At 72.2% G+C, this 13,694-nt stretch carries 11 protein-coding genes; 6 read left to right on the forward strand and 5 right to left on the reverse strand.

All coding sequences use genetic code 11. The annotated features are described in order from the left end of the window. From ABTX60_RS07660 to ABTX60_RS07670, 3 genes are all read left to right on the forward strand, one after another. Positions 1–555 (forward strand): hypothetical protein, encoded by a 555-nt coding sequence (locus ABTX60_RS07660; protein ID WP_352096148.1) that lies wholly within the window; start codon positions 1–3, stop codon positions 553–555. Positions 556–718: 163 nt separating this feature from the next. Continuing rightward, complete coding sequence (locus tag ABTX60_RS07665; RefSeq protein ID WP_352096149.1) at positions 719–1,492, forward strand: IclR family transcriptional regulator; 774 nt, start codon at positions 719–721, stop codon at positions 1,490–1,492. Beyond that, entirely contained in the window at positions 1,489–2,337 is an 849-nt protein-coding gene (locus ABTX60_RS07670; RefSeq protein WP_352096150.1) for an SMP-30/gluconolactonase/LRE family protein, read from the forward strand. The genes ABTX60_RS07665 and ABTX60_RS07670 overlap by 4 nt, the downstream gene beginning before the upstream one ends. 114 nt (positions 2,338–2,451) lie before the next feature. Here ABTX60_RS07670 and ABTX60_RS07675 read toward each other — a convergent pair whose 3' ends face one another. The 3 genes from ABTX60_RS07675 to ABTX60_RS07685 all read right to left on the reverse strand — a co-directional run bounded on the left by ABTX60_RS07675 (position 2,452) and on the right by ABTX60_RS07685 (position 5,953). Further along, positions 2,452–3,858 carry an NAD(P)/FAD-dependent oxidoreductase gene (locus tag ABTX60_RS07675; RefSeq protein WP_352096151.1) on the reverse strand — a complete coding sequence of 469 codons (1,407 nt, stop codon included), beginning with the start codon at positions 3,856–3,858 and terminating at the stop codon, positions 2,452–2,454. A gap of 254 nt (positions 3,859–4,112) precedes the next feature. Beyond that, positions 4,113–5,345 (reverse strand): DUF6545 domain-containing protein, encoded by a 1,233-nt coding sequence (locus ABTX60_RS07680; RefSeq protein ID WP_352096152.1) that lies wholly within the window; start codon positions 5,343–5,345, stop codon positions 4,113–4,115. Beyond that, positions 5,342–5,953 carry a toxin-antitoxin system, toxin component family protein gene (locus tag ABTX60_RS07685; protein ID WP_352096153.1) on the reverse strand — a complete coding sequence of 204 codons (612 nt, stop codon included), beginning with the start codon at positions 5,951–5,953 and terminating at the stop codon, positions 5,342–5,344. Before ABTX60_RS07685 ends, ABTX60_RS07680 begins: the two co-directional genes overlap by 4 nt. 341 nt (positions 5,954–6,294) lie before the next feature. Between ABTX60_RS07685 and arfA the strand changes: the two genes are divergently transcribed. Then, positions 6,295–7,806 carry an arabinosylfuranosidase ArfA gene (arfA, locus tag ABTX60_RS07690; protein WP_352096154.1) on the forward strand — a complete coding sequence of 504 codons (1,512 nt, stop codon included), beginning with the start codon at positions 6,295–6,297 and terminating at the stop codon, positions 7,804–7,806. Positions 7,807–7,816: 10 nt separating this feature from the next. Here arfA and ABTX60_RS07695 read toward each other — a convergent pair whose 3' ends face one another. Then, a complete protein-coding gene (locus ABTX60_RS07695) occupies positions 7,817–8,932 on the reverse strand; it encodes a hypothetical protein (protein WP_352096155.1) in 1,116 nt (371 codons plus the stop codon). A gap of 90 nt (positions 8,933–9,022) precedes the next feature. Next, positions 9,023–12,031 (reverse strand): glycoside hydrolase family 35 protein, encoded by a 3,009-nt coding sequence (locus ABTX60_RS07700; protein WP_352096156.1) that lies wholly within the window; start codon positions 12,029–12,031, stop codon positions 9,023–9,025. 131 nt (positions 12,032–12,162) lie between these two features. Between ABTX60_RS07700 and ABTX60_RS07705 the strand changes: the two genes are divergently transcribed. Then, positions 12,163–12,621, forward strand: a complete 459-nt coding sequence (locus ABTX60_RS07705) for an RrF2 family transcriptional regulator (protein ID WP_350710124.1) — start codon at positions 12,163–12,165, stop codon at positions 12,619–12,621. A gap of 312 nt (positions 12,622–12,933) precedes the next feature. After that, the gene (locus tag ABTX60_RS07710) at positions 12,934–13,584 is read left to right on the forward strand and encodes a DUF4360 domain-containing protein (protein ID WP_352096157.1); all 651 of its coding nucleotides are present in this window, start codon (positions 12,934–12,936) and stop codon (positions 13,582–13,584) included. Positions 13,585–13,694 lie beyond the last annotated feature (110 nt).

Below are 13,694 nucleotides of genomic sequence, written 5' to 3' on the forward strand. Positions count from 1 at the left end.
ATGATTCACGAGATCGAGGACATCGAGCAGGAGCGAGGCAGGCTGTCGCGCCGTCCCGCGCCGGAGGACGCGCCCCCCGTTCTATGCGTCTTCGACGTGCGGGTGGCCTGTCCGGTCAGCGAGTTCGGCCTCAGGATGCGCTCTGTGCTGGAGCCCGCCCTCGATCTGGCGGTTTCGCACCCCTTCGAGGGAGAAGACCTGCCGCTCGACTCGATTCCGGAATGGTTCGCTGCGGCGGGCCGTGGAGGCTCTGCCCCGGTTCCCGAATCCGTGGCGGGAGGCAGGGAACGATACTCCCTCGCGATCGGACAGGGGGTGTGGGACGTGCAGGAATGGCTGTACCAGTTCGATCCGGAATCTGAGTTTCGCGGTTGGGCCTGGTGGGACCTCACACCGTCGGGCGACCACGAAGCGCGCATCTGGGTCGACACGTGGGGCGAGTCCTTCTTCGCGTGCGACGAGCTGCGATGGCTGGCGTACGTCTCCGGCGCCGCAGAGGTGAACGGCCCGGCGTTGGTGAGGTCGAGCGACTGGGTCGCCGCCCTCACACCCTGAGTGACGAGCGCCCGAATCGGTTCAACGGCCCCACCTCTTCCGCTCCGCCGGGCTCCGCCCATTGCCCGGACATACCTCTATGGCTAGCCTGTGTTCGTCATGCCGATCGCCTGTTGAAATCTCGAACACAGGCGCCTGAGACATATAAGGGAGGGGGCCGGTCGTGGGACGCCTCGTACCAGCCGTGACCCGGGCTCTCGACATTCTCGAGCTCTTTCTCGACGGGGACGGGACGCTCTCCGCCCCCGACATCGTGCGCCGGCTCCAGCTGCCGCGCACCACCGTGCACGAGCTGGTGACCACGCTCGCCGCCCGGAAGTACATCGTTCCGATGCCCGGCCAGCCCGGACGCTACCGGCTCGGCGTGCGCCCATACCAGCTCGGTGCCCGCTACTCCGAGCAGCTCGACCTCGCGGCCGAGGGGCAGCAGGTCGCCCGGTCCGTCGCCGAGACCTGCGACGAGACCGTGCACGTGGCGATCCTCGAGGACACGGACGTCATCTACATCGCCAAGGTCGACTCCACGCACGCCGTGCGGATGGTGTCGGCGGCCGGGCGCAGGCTGCCCGCCCACTGCACCTCCGTCGGCAAGATGCTGCTGGCCTCCCTTCCGGAGCCGGAGCTCACCGCGCGCATCCCCGACAGCGCCGAGCTGGTCGCGATGACCCCCAACAGCATCACCGACCCGGCCGCCCTGCGCGAGGCCCTGGCCGAGATCCGTGAGCGGGGCCTCGCCGTGGAGAACCGCGAGTCCAACCCGGACGTGTCCTGCGTGGCCGCGCCGGTCCGCGACCGCACCGGGCAGGTCGTCGCCGCCCTGTCGATCTCCGTGCCCATGATCCGCTGGAGCGAGGAGCGCCGGGCCGAGCTGGAGCAGCTCGCCGTCAAGGGCGCCGCCGAGCTGTCCGAGCACCTCGGCCACCGGAGCGTGGCATGACGACGCCGTACGAGGTCGCGGTGCGCGCTGAGGCCGAGCTCGGCGAGGGCCCCACGTGGGACGCGGCGACCGGCCGGTTGCTGTGGATCGACATCCTCGGCTCCCGCCTGCACACCTACGACCCGGTCACCGGGCGCCGCACTTTGCGCCGCACGGAACAGCACATCGGCGCCGTCAAGCCGCGCACCGGCGGCGGACTGGTGCTGAACCTGCGTGACGGGGTCGGCCTCCTCGACCCCGACGGCACCTTCCGCTGGCTCCACCACGAGCCGGTCCCCGGCCGCCGCGCCAACGACGCCGCCGTCGCGCCCGACGGCGCGCTGTGGGCGGGCACGATGCGCTACGACGAGGCGCCGGGGGGTGGCGGGCTGTCCCGACTGACCGGCGACGGCACGGTCGAGGTCGTGCTCGACGACGTGGCCGTCAGCAACGGCACGGGGTGGAGCCCCGACGGGCGGCTCATGTACTACGTCGACTCCCCGACCCGGCGCCTCGACGTCTTCGACTACGCGGACGGGCGGATCTCCGGGCGGCGGACCCTCGCCGAGATCGAGGAGAGCGCGGGCTTCCCGGACGGGCTGACCGTGGACGCCGAGGGGTGCGTGTGGGTCGCCCTGTGGGAGGGGTCGGCGGTGCGGCGCTACACCCCGGACGGCGAGCTGGACCGGGTGATCGAGCTGCCGGTGCCGCTGGTGACGGCCTGTGCGTTCGGCGGGGACGGGCTGACCGACCTGTACGTGACGACGGCCCGGGTGGGGCTGACCGAGCCGCCCGCCCTGGCGGGATCCCTGTTCGTGGTGCCGGGGGCGGGCAAGGGACTGGCACAGCCCGCGTTCGCCGGCTGACGAGGGACAGGGGCGGAGGACCGGCACGCCTTCGTTCGCCGGCTGACGAGGGACAGGGCAGAGGACCGGCTCGCCCTCGTCCCCGCCGTCCGGTCCTGTGCCCGGTCCGGTGTCTCAGCCTCCCGTCCGGTCCAGCCGCCGCAGGACCGCCCGCTCGTCGTCCGTCAGTGGCGCCCCCAGCGCCGCCGGCAACGGCGGCCCGCTCAGCGTCGCCAGGACCGTCGAAGGCCGCAGCAGCCGCGTCGGCCCGGTCGTCATGCTCATCACGTCCCAGAGCGCCGACGCCGCCGTGTACGAACCGGTCGCCGTGCGGATCATGCGGCGGGTGTAGGCGGTGACCAGACGGTCGGCGATGCCCGGCGAGCCCCCACGCGTGCCGGGGTACCAGACGTCCTGGCTCACCGCCATCGTCCACGCGGCCTCCACCGGCCTGGCCGCCCGCCGCTGCACCCGCCGGGCGAGCCCGGGTTCACCCAGGCCGGAGCCGGAGCGCCGCAGCTCCCCGTCCAGCTCCCGGGCGCCCAGCGCGGCCACCGACATGCCCTGCCCGTAGGCGGGGTTGAACGTGGCCAGGGCGTCACCGAGGACGACGAGGCGGTCGGGCCAGGAGCGGACCTTCTCCAGGTACCGGCGGTGATTGCTGGTGCTGCGGCTGACATGGACATCGGTGAGCGGTTCCGCGCCGGAGATCAGCCGGCCCACGACGGGGTCGGGCAGGTCCAGGGTGTACCGGAGGAACGCGTCCGGGTCGGACGGCGGTTCACCGCCGCCCCGCGTGCCGGCGAGGCTGACCATCCAGCGGTCACCCTCGATCGGCAGCACCATGCCGCTGCGCCCGGGCCGCCCCTGATACGGATCGGCCTGCACCATGGTCAGCGGGAAACGCCCCGCTCCCTCGGGGGTGCGGTAGAGACGGGTGGCGTTCACCAGGCCGGCGTCCACCGTCTTCTCGCGCACGTCGTCGACGCCCAGCCCCGCCAGCCAGGTCACGATCCGCGAGCCGCGTCCGCTCGCGTCCACCACGAAGTCCGCGGCGAGTTCCTCCTCCCCGGCGGCGGTCGAGAGGCGGACCCCGGTCACACACTGCCGTGACCCCGTCAGGTCCAGCACCCGGGCCTTGCGGATCGTCACCCCCGTGCTGTCCAGTACGGCGCCCCGCACCGCCCAGTCGAGCAGCGCCCGGGTGCAGGTCAGCATGCTCGGTCCGGGGTGACGCCAGCGCCGCAACCAGCCCTCGGGCGTGAGGGCGACCATGCCCGAGCCGAGCGGAATCTCGTGTGCACCGGCGGCGAGCAGGTGCTTGCGCATGCTCACGCCCGGCACCAGGTCCTCCATGGGTGCCAGACCACCGGCCATGAGGAGGTGCGCGTGACGTCCCTGCGGCAGGCCCTTGCGGTGCTCCGGCCCCTCGGGCAGATCGTCGCGGTCGAGCACGACCACCTCGTCCGCGACGGCGGACAGGGCCGCCGCGGCCAGCATGCCGGCCAGACCCGCACCGATGACGACAGCTCTACGCGACATGCGACTCCTCGCACTCAGCCATGAAGGCTCCTTTGCCCTGCGGGCATTCCCCGACGTCCGGCCACGGCCGTGCGGCGCGCAACCCCCGTGCGCCGACAGCGGTTTCGAGCCATGCGGGCCTCGTACCGGACGGCTCTCACCGTACCTTCACGTTCCGTGCCCGCGGCCTTTCGTGCGGGGTCTCGTCCGTGCGCCCGGCCCGGCGGGGCACCGCCCGCGACACCCGAGAGAGCGGGGAGCCGCCCGGGCCGTGGTCAGCCGGTGAGCGACCTGCCGTCCGTGTGGTCACGCGCCAGGGCGCGGATCGCCCGGAGATCCTCCGTGCGGCGCAGGGCCCGGGACACGGCGCCGATGTCGCGCAGCAGGTCCGTGGTGTCACGGGCGCCGGTACCGTCGTCCTGCCGTGTCCGGCTTCTGTTGTCGGCCGCGTCCAGGATCGCCGCGGTGGCGGCTAGGGCCTTCGCCCGGTCGGGCGGGTGACCGAGGGCGAGGGCGGCGTCGTGGAACCGCTCGCGCCGGTCCTCGTCGATGTGCCGGGCGAGCGGCAGCAGCACGTCGCGGATGAACGTCTCCCGGCGGACCAGTCGCAGCTCCGGCGTCGCGCGCAGCAGGAACGGGACTCCTTCACCGCCGTTGACGGCCCTCATCAGCAGGTACAGCGGCCGCAGTTCGTGGAGGGCGAGCCGGACGTGCCAGCGGCCATGCAGGTACTGCCCGGCGTGCGGGAGGATGAAGCCGACCGCGATGAGCACGGCGGACAGACAGGCGAGCGGCGGAGCGACGGCCGTGCTCAGCCAGTCCAGGTCCCGCCCGGACCAACGGGCCACCACGGCGCTGATCTTGGCGGCGTCGAAGAGCAACTGCGCCGCGTAACCCACGCCGAGGAACTTCAGCCCCCAGCGCAGCAGTGAGTCGAGCCCGTCCGTGCGGACCCAGTTCCAGATCAGCCCGTTGGTGACCAGCGCGGCCACGGTGTGCGCGAGCAGGTACAGCACGATCACCTCGCGCATGTACGGGGTGTTCGCGTAGTACGTGTCGAGGTCCCGCAGCCGCTCCACCGGCACGTCCGCGAGAGTGAACAGCACCCACATCGAGACGATCACGCCCGAGTAGACCGCCACGACCCCGCGCATCGCGCGCCGGGTGCGGTCCGAGCGGTCGGACAGGCCGTTGCGCCAGGAGATGATCAGCAGCAGGCAGAAGGCGCAGAACGCGGTGAGCAGCGAGTAGACCCAGGGTCCGGAGAAGTTCGCCACCCCGGTGAGCCGGTTGACCCGGGCGATCGTCGACGGCGCCACGAAGACGAACACCGCGCAGGCGAGCAGCAGCAGCCCGCCGACCGCGCGCAGCATCGGATCCTTCCAGAGCCGGATGATGCTCGGCAGCTTGATGGCCAGGGCCGCGGCGAGGACCCCCGCGGGGATCCACCAGAAGTTCGGATAGAACTGGTTGACGAACTCGGCCGGGGTCAGCGCCACCGTGGTCACGGTGCCGCACCTCCTCGCGGCCCCCGGTAGTACAGCGACCGCTGCACGGGTTCGAGGGGTACGTCGGGCCCGCCCCCACCGGACAGCAGCGCCCGGCACCCCGCAGCCAGCCGGTGCCCGAAGGCGTCGGCCTCGGCCTCGTCCCGCTCCCGGGAGCCGTTGCGGGCGGCCACCGCCAGCGCGACGTCCTCCCACCCCGGGCGGTCGGCGAACGCGTGGGCCGCCGCCGTACCCGCTCCGTGGTGATGCCCGTGCCCCGCGTGCAGATGCCACAGCTCGTGCCCGAGGATGACCAGCTGCTGAACGGCCTCGGCCCGTTCCTCCACGATGACGAGGTCGAAGTCCTGGAACTCCACCCACAGGCCGGTCACTTCTATCTCGTCGGGAAACCGCTCGAACCGCAGCTCCACGGGCCGTCCGCCGCGCCGCGCGCTCATCTCCTCGCACAGCGCCCGGCACAGCGACCGTACGTCGGTGGGGCGCCGGGGTCTCTTCCGGACCGCGGTGGCGAGCTCGGCGGCCAGGCCGCGCATGGCTGAGCCACTGCGTGAGCGCCTGAGCGCGGCGGTGACTCGGGCGGCCCTGACCCGCGCGCCCGCGATGTCCATCGCTCCCCCTCCTCGGCGCCGGCCGAGGCCTGCCGGCGCGTCCGAGACTACGCGCCCGAAAGTGTGCGCGTCATGCGATCCGGCGTCCGAAGTTCACCGGAGAACGACCGTTCCTGCCCGTAATGTCCCGACCGTGTCCGGGTCGGACCATTGACGCGTCGGCGCTTCGAATTTACGGTCCCGTTCGAGGTGGCGAGCCGGATCCGAAATACCGAACGGCACTGTAGCGCCCGAAGGGGCGCGGGGCTGTGCTCGAGATGCGGCTCCGCCGCGTGGGCGCGACAAGCCACCGGCAACCCGCAGCCGCGACACGACAGAACCACCCACCCCGAAAGGCGACCATGCACACCGCCCGCTTCACCCTGGACCCCGCTTTCACGGTCGGCGAGGTCAACCCCCGCCTCTTCGGCAGCTTCGTGGAACACCTCGGCCGCTGCGTCTACACCGGCGTCTTCGAACCGGACCACCCCACCGCCGACGAGGACGGCATCCGCACCGACGTCCTGGACCTCGTCCGCGAACTCGGCGTCACCGCCGTCCGCTACCCCGGCGGCAACTTCGTCTCCGGCTACAAGTGGGAGGACTCCGTCGGCCCCGTCGAGGACCGCCCCCGCCGCCTCGACCTCGCGTGGCGCTCCACCGAGACCAACCGCTTCGGCCTCTCCGAGTACATCGCCTTCCTGAAGAAGGTCGGCCCCCAGGCCGAGCCCATGATGGCCCTCAACCTCGGCACCCGGGGCGTCGCCGAGGCCATCGAACTCCAGGAGTACGCCAACCACCCGGAGGGCACCGCCCTGTCCGACCTCCGTGCCGCGCACGGCGACAAGGACCCCTTCGGCATCAAGCTGTGGTGCCTGGGCAACGAGATGGACGGCCCCTGGCAGACCGGCCACAAGACCGCCCAGGAGTACGGCCGGATCGCCGCCGAGACCGCCCGCGCGATGCGCCAGATCGACCCGGGCGTCGAACTCGTGGCCTGCGGCTCCTCCAGCCAGGCCATGCCGACCTTCGCCGCCTGGGAGGCGACGGTCCTGGAGGAGACGTACGACCTCGTCGACCACATCTCCCTGCACGCCTACTACCAGCCCGAGGACGGCGACCTCGACTCCTTCCTGGCCTCCGCTGTCGACATGGAGTCCTTCATCGAGAACGTGGTCGCCACCGCCGACCACATCGGCGCGAAGCTGAAGTCGAAGAAGAAGATCAACCTCTCCTTCGACGAGTGGAACGTCTGGTACATCTCGGAGTGGCACGAGATCGAGAACTCCGGCGCCCGGGACTGGGCGGAGGCCCCGCGCCTCCTGGAGGACAACTACAGCGTCATGGACGCCGTCGTCTTCGGCTCGCTCCTCATCGCCCTGCTCCGGCACGCCGACCGCGTCACGGTGGCCTGCCTCGCCCAGCTCGTCAACGTCATCGCGCCGATCATGACCGAACCCGGCGGCCCGGCCTGGCGGCAGACCACGTTCTTCCCGTTCGCGCAGGCCGCCCGGTACGGCCGCGGCCAGGTCCTGGACGTCCGCGTGGACTCCCCGACGTACGAGACGAAGAAGTACGGCGAGACCGACCTCCTGCACGCCACCGCCGTGCGCGGCGAGGACGGCACCGTCACCGTCTTCGCCGTCAACCGCAGCCGCACCGACGCCCTGCCCCTCGAAGTCGCCCTGAGCGGCCTCGACCTGGCCCGCGTGGTCGAGCACAGCGCCCTCGCGGACGCCGACCCCGACGCCCGCAACACCCTCGACGCCCCCGAGCGGGTCGCCCCCCACCCGGTCGACGGCACGGCCCTCCGGGACGGCACGCTCAGCGCCGTCCTGGAGCCGCTGTCCTGGAACGTGATCCGGCTGGCGTGACGCCCCCCCGTCAGCGTTCGATGCGCGGCAGGGCGGTCGAGGACGCCGACGCCGAGGTCGTCCCGACGGCCCAGTAGCCGTCCGAACCGGGCACCTTGGCCAGGGCGTTCATGACGACGGGGGTCGCGGCCTGCGGCCCCCGCTCGCTCACCCAGGCCGTGCCGTCCCAGCGCAGGTAGTGGGCCCGGTTCTGGTCCCAGAAGTCCCAGCCGGCGATCCGGTCGGGCCGTCCCTGCGCGTCGGCGACGATCCCGTTCAGCATGCCGACGCGGAAAGGCTCGGTGACGCCCTGCCAGGTGCTGCCGTCACCGTGCAGGAGCAGCACGCCGGGGGGCTTGCCGACCGGGCCGCCCACTCCGTAGTCGTAGCCGACCAGCCACAGGTCGTCGTCGGCGACCGGCAGCAGCCCCGTGATGCTCGCGCGGATGCCCTGGTAGGCGGGCAGTTCGGTCCAGGCGGAGCCGTTCCAGCGGGCGACGATGCCGACCCCGTACAGCCAGACGTCGCCGCGCGGGGTGAGCTGGACACCCGAGGGCGCGGCCGCGGGCGCGCCGGGCGGTGCGGGGAGCCAGGTCCACGCACTGCCGTCGTGGTGCAGGAGCAGCCGGCCGTCGGAGGTGCGCCCGGAGAACCAGGCGTGGCCCTCCGGGTCGACCGCGACGCCGGTGAGGGAGGTGCCGGACCGGCCCCGGCCGGGGAAGTCGGCCTCCCGCCAGGTTCCGCCGTCCCACGCGAGCAGATGCGTGATGCCGGCCGTGTCGGTGCCGATCGCCCACGCCGAGCGGGCGCACGTCCCGGCGACCGTGTGCAGGTAGCCGCGGAAACCCAGGTGGCCGAGGCCGGTCCGCGCCCATGCCGTGCCGTCCCACACCAGAGCCAGCGGCGAGCCGAGCGTGCCGCCGCTGCGGCCCTCCTCGCCCACGGCCCACGCCAGGCCGTCACCGGCCGCGGCGACGTCCCGCAACTGGGCGGCCGGTGCGCCGTCCGGTGCGGGCACGGCCTGCCACGCACGGGCCTCCCCGGCCGCCCCGGCGGCCGCCGCCGCGACCGGCCCGCCACTCGCCGGGATGAGTCCCAGACCCGCCCCGACACCGGCTAATCCGGTGATGAATCGCCGTCTTCGCACCAGGGTCCCCTCCCTGTCGGCAGCGCTGAAGGGTCAACACGGTGAACCAGCGTGCCGCAGAAGGCAATGCGCGAGGACGGCTCGATCCGGTCACACCGGTTCGACGGGCACCCCTCCGGCCGCCGCGCCCAGCAGCGTCAGCCGCACGTCCCCGGGCCCGGACGGTGTGGTTCCGTCGGACAGCACAGCCAACGCCAGTGTGTTGGCGCCCCGTGTGCGCAGGATCCCGTTCGGCAGCACGAAGGTGTGCTGCGGGCCTACGTCGTTGATGTACTGCCCCATGTTCCAGCCGTTGAGGAAGATCTGGACGCGGTAGGCGCGGTCCGGGTCGTCGTCGAGGACGAGCCCGACCGAGGCGTCGACGCCGGGGTCGACGTCCAGCCGGAAGCCGGTCCGGTACCAGGTGACGCCCTGCCGCCGCTCGGACCGGGGAAGCCCGGCGTCCTTCCAGTCCTCGTCGTCGTACTCGGGCAGATGCCAGCCCTCGCGCTCCCCGTGCAGCCCGCCGTTGTTCATCGGACCGCGCAGGGGGTCCGGCGTGGAGGCGCCCTGAATACGCCACGTCACCTCGGGGGAGTCGCCCTCGAAGGTGACGGCGGTCAGACCGCGCGCGGCCTTGTGCGTGTCGCGCGCCTCGCCGTCCATGTCGTGCTGCATCCGCCGCACGAGCACGGACAGCACGTGCCGCCGCTCCCGGCTCTCCTCCCGGCTCTCCTCCCCGTTCTCCTCCCGGCTCCCCTCAAGGAACTCCTCCCGCAGCTTCTTCGGCAGCTCGAAGCGGACCTTCGCGGTCCACGTCCCCTGCCGTGCCCGGTCCTTGTCCGGCACCGGCATGCGGTGGGTGCCCAGCGGCTCGCCGTCCAGCCAGGCCATCAGCAGGCCCTGCGTGCCGGTGCTGTAGGCGAGGGACACGGACGCGAAGTCCGCGTCGCCGCTCCACTCGCCGCGGTACCAGACGTCGCCGTAGTGGAAGCCGTAGTCGTCGGCGAACAGGACGGGCTGCCCGTCGGGCACGGGCGTGCTGCTGAAGGTCGTCTTCTTGTCGGCCGTCGTCCAGTCCGAGTCGTCGAAGTCCGGCTCGGACTCCGGGTTCTCGGCCCGCCGCCGCCAGCCGTCGAGGGCGGGCAGGGCCGGCCGGGCCACCCCGGGCAGCGGCCGCAGCGCCAGCAGGCTGCCGGAGGCGCTGATCCGGGTGGCGACCGGGCGCCCGTTCCACGTGACGTGGGTGATTCCGCGCGGCCCCCACACCTCCAGGCCGGTCTGCCCGATGGTGTCGCCGGTGAGGTGGACCGTCGAGTCGCGCAGCTCGGCCGACCGCAGCAGGGCGGGGCCGTAGACGAGGAGCGGGCCGGACGGGGTCTCGTAGGGCCACAGCCGCAGGGCGGTGGCGTCGTCGGCGAACAGCACCAGCATCGGCGTGTCCACACCGTCGCCCTCGACCCGCACCCTGCTCAGCCCGCCGGCGCCGAGCGGGGCCGTGATGTTCAGCTTGCCCAGGTTGTAGGCCCAGGCGGGCTCCGCGTCCAGCCGCATGGGCGTCGGCTCGTCCGCGCACTCCAGGACGACCTGCGCCATCTCGCCCCGGCGGCCCGCGAACACGGCGATGTCCTGCCGCCCGGCGGTCAGGTTCACCATGGGCTGCACGGTGGAGTGCACCAGCGTCCGCTTCCCGAGCTTCAGACCGGCGGCGATCAGCTTGGCGTCCCGGGCCGGGACCGTGACCGGCACGTCGATCCCGGCGTCCGGCAGCGTCGCGGAGAGGGCCTCGCCGGTGTCGTTGCGCAGGACGTAGAAGTGGGCCCCGGTGTCGGGATTGGTCAGGTGGTAGACCTTCATCCGCTCGTCGGTCGCCCGCACCGTCTTCGCCCGGTGCAGCTTGGCGAGGTCGGGCACGGACCGCAGCAGCTGCCCGATCTGGTGCATCGGGGCGAGCTTCGGAGTGACGTTGCGGGCCTCGTCGAACGCGGCGCCGTAGTCGTACGAGGTGTAGACCGCGGGCGCGGGCAGCCAGCCCCACGAGGTGCCGCCGTACGTCATGTAGACGTTGTGCAGCGTGATGCCGTTGGCGAGGTTGGTGAGGTAGAAGCGCCGCTCGTACGCCGCGTCCCGGGTCCGGCGCGCCTCGGCGTACCCCTTGCCGTCGAACGTGGACCCGCCCCACGGGTCGAACCAGCCGCCACCGAACTCGGGCACGAACCCGGGCGTGCGCGGGCTGGCGCTCGCCCCGCCCTTCTTGCCGCCGGTCCCGAACGACCCCCAGTCCGGCGGCACTTCGTCCGGCTCCGGGTACCCGTCGAACCCGTACAGCCAGCGCCCCTTCTCCCCGCCGGTGCCGAACGACCCCGGTGTCCAGGCGCCGTCGCGTCCCTTGTCGTTGTGGAACAGCGGCACGTCGATGCCGTCGGCGCGGACCTTCTCGTAGAGGTACGACATGTAGGCGCGCCCGGACGGCTCGTCGACGTGGGCGTCGTACTCGTTCTCGATCTGGTAGAGCAGGACCGTGCCCGTGCCCCGGGTGAACAGGTGCTTGGCCGCGACGGCGTCGACCGCGGTCAGCCACTCGTCGACGTAGCGCAGATAGGTCGGGTCGGAGGTCCGGGCCCGGCCCTCGGTGGCGGTCAGCCAGCCGGGGAAGCCGCCGGCGTCGACCTCCGCGTTGATGTACGGCCCGGGCCGCAGGATGACGTACATCCCCGTCTCGGCGGCAGTCCGCAGGAACAGGTCCAGGTCGCGCACGCCGGTGAAGTCGTAGCGGCCGGGGGCGGGGGAGTGGTGGTTCCAGGCGACGTACACGCTGACGGCGTTGTAGCCGTGGGCACGCATCTTCTCCAGCACGTCCCGCCACAGCGACGGGCTCGGCAGCCGGAAGGGGTGCATCTCGCCCGACCACAGCACCAGGCGACGGCCGTCGACGATCAGCGAGTAGTGGTCGAAGGCGATCTCGTGCGGCCGGCCGTCCGCGCTGGGCACCGGGGGCGGCGGGCCGGTGGGCGCGGTGCGTGCCGGGTTGGCGGAGGTCGGCGACCCGCTGCCGGTCAGCGCGAAGCCGAGCGCCGCCGTGCCGGCCAGAGCGTGGAAGGTCCGCCTGCTGAGCTCCAAGGGAGCGCCTCCTGTTGTGCCTTGCGATACGTGGTGCGAGATGCGTGCGCTTGTCGTACGGGGTGCGTGTGCTCGATGTGGTGCGAGGTGCGTGTGCTCAATGTCTACACGGTGACGGCGACAATGGTCCTATGAGGATCTCGGCACGTGCGGACTACGCGGTACGAGCGGTCGTGGAGCTGGCCGTCCGGCAGGGGGAGGGGTCGGTCAAGGCGGAGGCCGTCGCCACCGCGCAGGACATCCCCCACAAGTTCCTGGAGGGGATCCTCGGCGACCTGCGCCGGGGCGGTGTCGTCGACAGCCGGCGCGGCGGGGGCGGCGGCTACCGGCTGGCCCGTGAGGCCGCGGAGATCACGGTCGCGGACGTGATCCGCGCCGTGGACGGGCCGATCGTCTCGGTGCGCGGCGAGCGGCCGACCGGCCTCGCCTACTCCGGCACCGCCGAGCCGCTGCTGCCGCTGTGGATCGCCCTGCGGGCCAACGTGCGCAGGATCCTGGAGGGCGTGACGATCGCCGACCTCGCGGCCGGGGCGCTGCCCGAGCCGGTGGAGCGGCTGGCGGCGGAACCGGCGGCCTGGGAGAACCCCTGAGGGGCGGCGACCGGGCGCGGCGCTGTGCGTGATCCTCATTCCGTCCTCGGGATGTCCTCGCTCTGACGCACTGGTGCAAGGCACCCTATGCGCCCACCGGCATCCCGGGTGAATTCCCGCCATTGTGAATGGCCGGGGAGCTATCTGGCCCGCCCCTGCCGCCCTGCGTACGATGCGACCGCCCCCGGCCTTCACAGCTCCTTCATGGAACGGTCACAGACCGGGGGCGCATGCGCTGTCGCTTTGACATGCCCATGTCGATGCACCATGTCTGTCGTCCGATCCACCCCCCACGAACGGAATGGGAGAACCATGGCCGGTGGCCTGCTCCTGAGTGGCGCGATCGCCGCGCTGCTCACCAGCGCACTTCCCGCACAATCCCCGTCCTCCGGGTTCGACGACCCGCCCCCGGACAAGATCATCATCCAGGTCGCCACGGTGAACGGCTCCGGCTGCCCGCAGGGCACGGCAGCGGTCGCCGTCTCCGAGGACAACACCGCCTTCACGGTGACCTACAGCGACTACCTCGCCCAGGCCGGCGGAAGCTCCGACCCGACCGCGTTCCGCAGGAACTGCCAGCTCAACCTGAAGGTCCACGTCCCCGGCGGCTTCACCTACGCCATCGCGAGCGCGGACTACCGGGGATTCGCCTCCCTCCAGCGGGGCGCGAGCGCCAGCCAGCGGGCCTCGTACTACTTCCAGGGCTCGCCCAGCACGGTGTACAAGAACCACCCCTTCAGCGGCCCTCTCAACGACAACTGGCAGGCCACCGACGAGACGGACTGGGCCCAGCTGGTCTACGCGCCCTGCGGAGTGCAGCGCAACTTCAACATCAACACCGAGCTCCGCGTCAACGCCGGCACCCAGTCGGCCGACAAGGTCAGCTTCATGACCATGGACTCCACGGACGGGGACATCAGCACGGTGTACCACCTGGCGTGGAAGCAGTGCCCCCCGAAGTAGGCATGACGGGGTGAGGGGTGGCCCGCCGGCCGCCCACACCCGTCGGGCCGAGGAAGAGGAAGCTGCCGATCGGGCGGTCGGGGGCCGCGAGCCCGGCGCGGGAGCGCAGC

This window comes from Streptomyces sp. NPDC126510 (assembly GCF_040302345.1).
GTDB lineage: Bacteria > Actinomycetota > Actinomycetes > Streptomycetales > Streptomycetaceae > Streptomyces.

Bases quoted from the DNA above. Each gene is read 5' to 3' on its own strand.
- ABTX60_RS07660 (WP_352096148.1), top strand. From the start codon at position 1: ATGATTCACGAGATCGAGGACATCGAGCAGGAGCGAGGCAGGCTGTCG.
- ABTX60_RS07670 (WP_352096150.1), top strand. From the start codon at position 1,489: ATGACGACGCCGTACGAGGTCGCGGTGCGCGCTGAGGCCGAGCTCGGC.
- ABTX60_RS07675 (WP_352096151.1), bottom strand. From the start codon at position 3,858: ATGTCGCGTAGAGCTGTCGTCATCGGTGCGGGTCTGGCCGGCATGCTG.
- ABTX60_RS07685 (WP_352096153.1), bottom strand. From the start codon at position 5,953: ATGGACATCGCGGGCGCGCGGGTCAGGGCCGCCCGAGTCACCGCCGCG.
- arfA (WP_352096154.1), top strand. From the start codon at position 6,295: ATGCACACCGCCCGCTTCACCCTGGACCCCGCTTTCACGGTCGGCGAG.
- ABTX60_RS07705 (WP_350710124.1), top strand. From the start codon at position 12,163: ATGAGGATCTCGGCACGTGCGGACTACGCGGTACGAGCGGTCGTGGAG.
- ABTX60_RS07710 (WP_352096157.1), top strand. From the start codon at position 12,934: ATGGCCGGTGGCCTGCTCCTGAGTGGCGCGATCGCCGCGCTGCTCACC.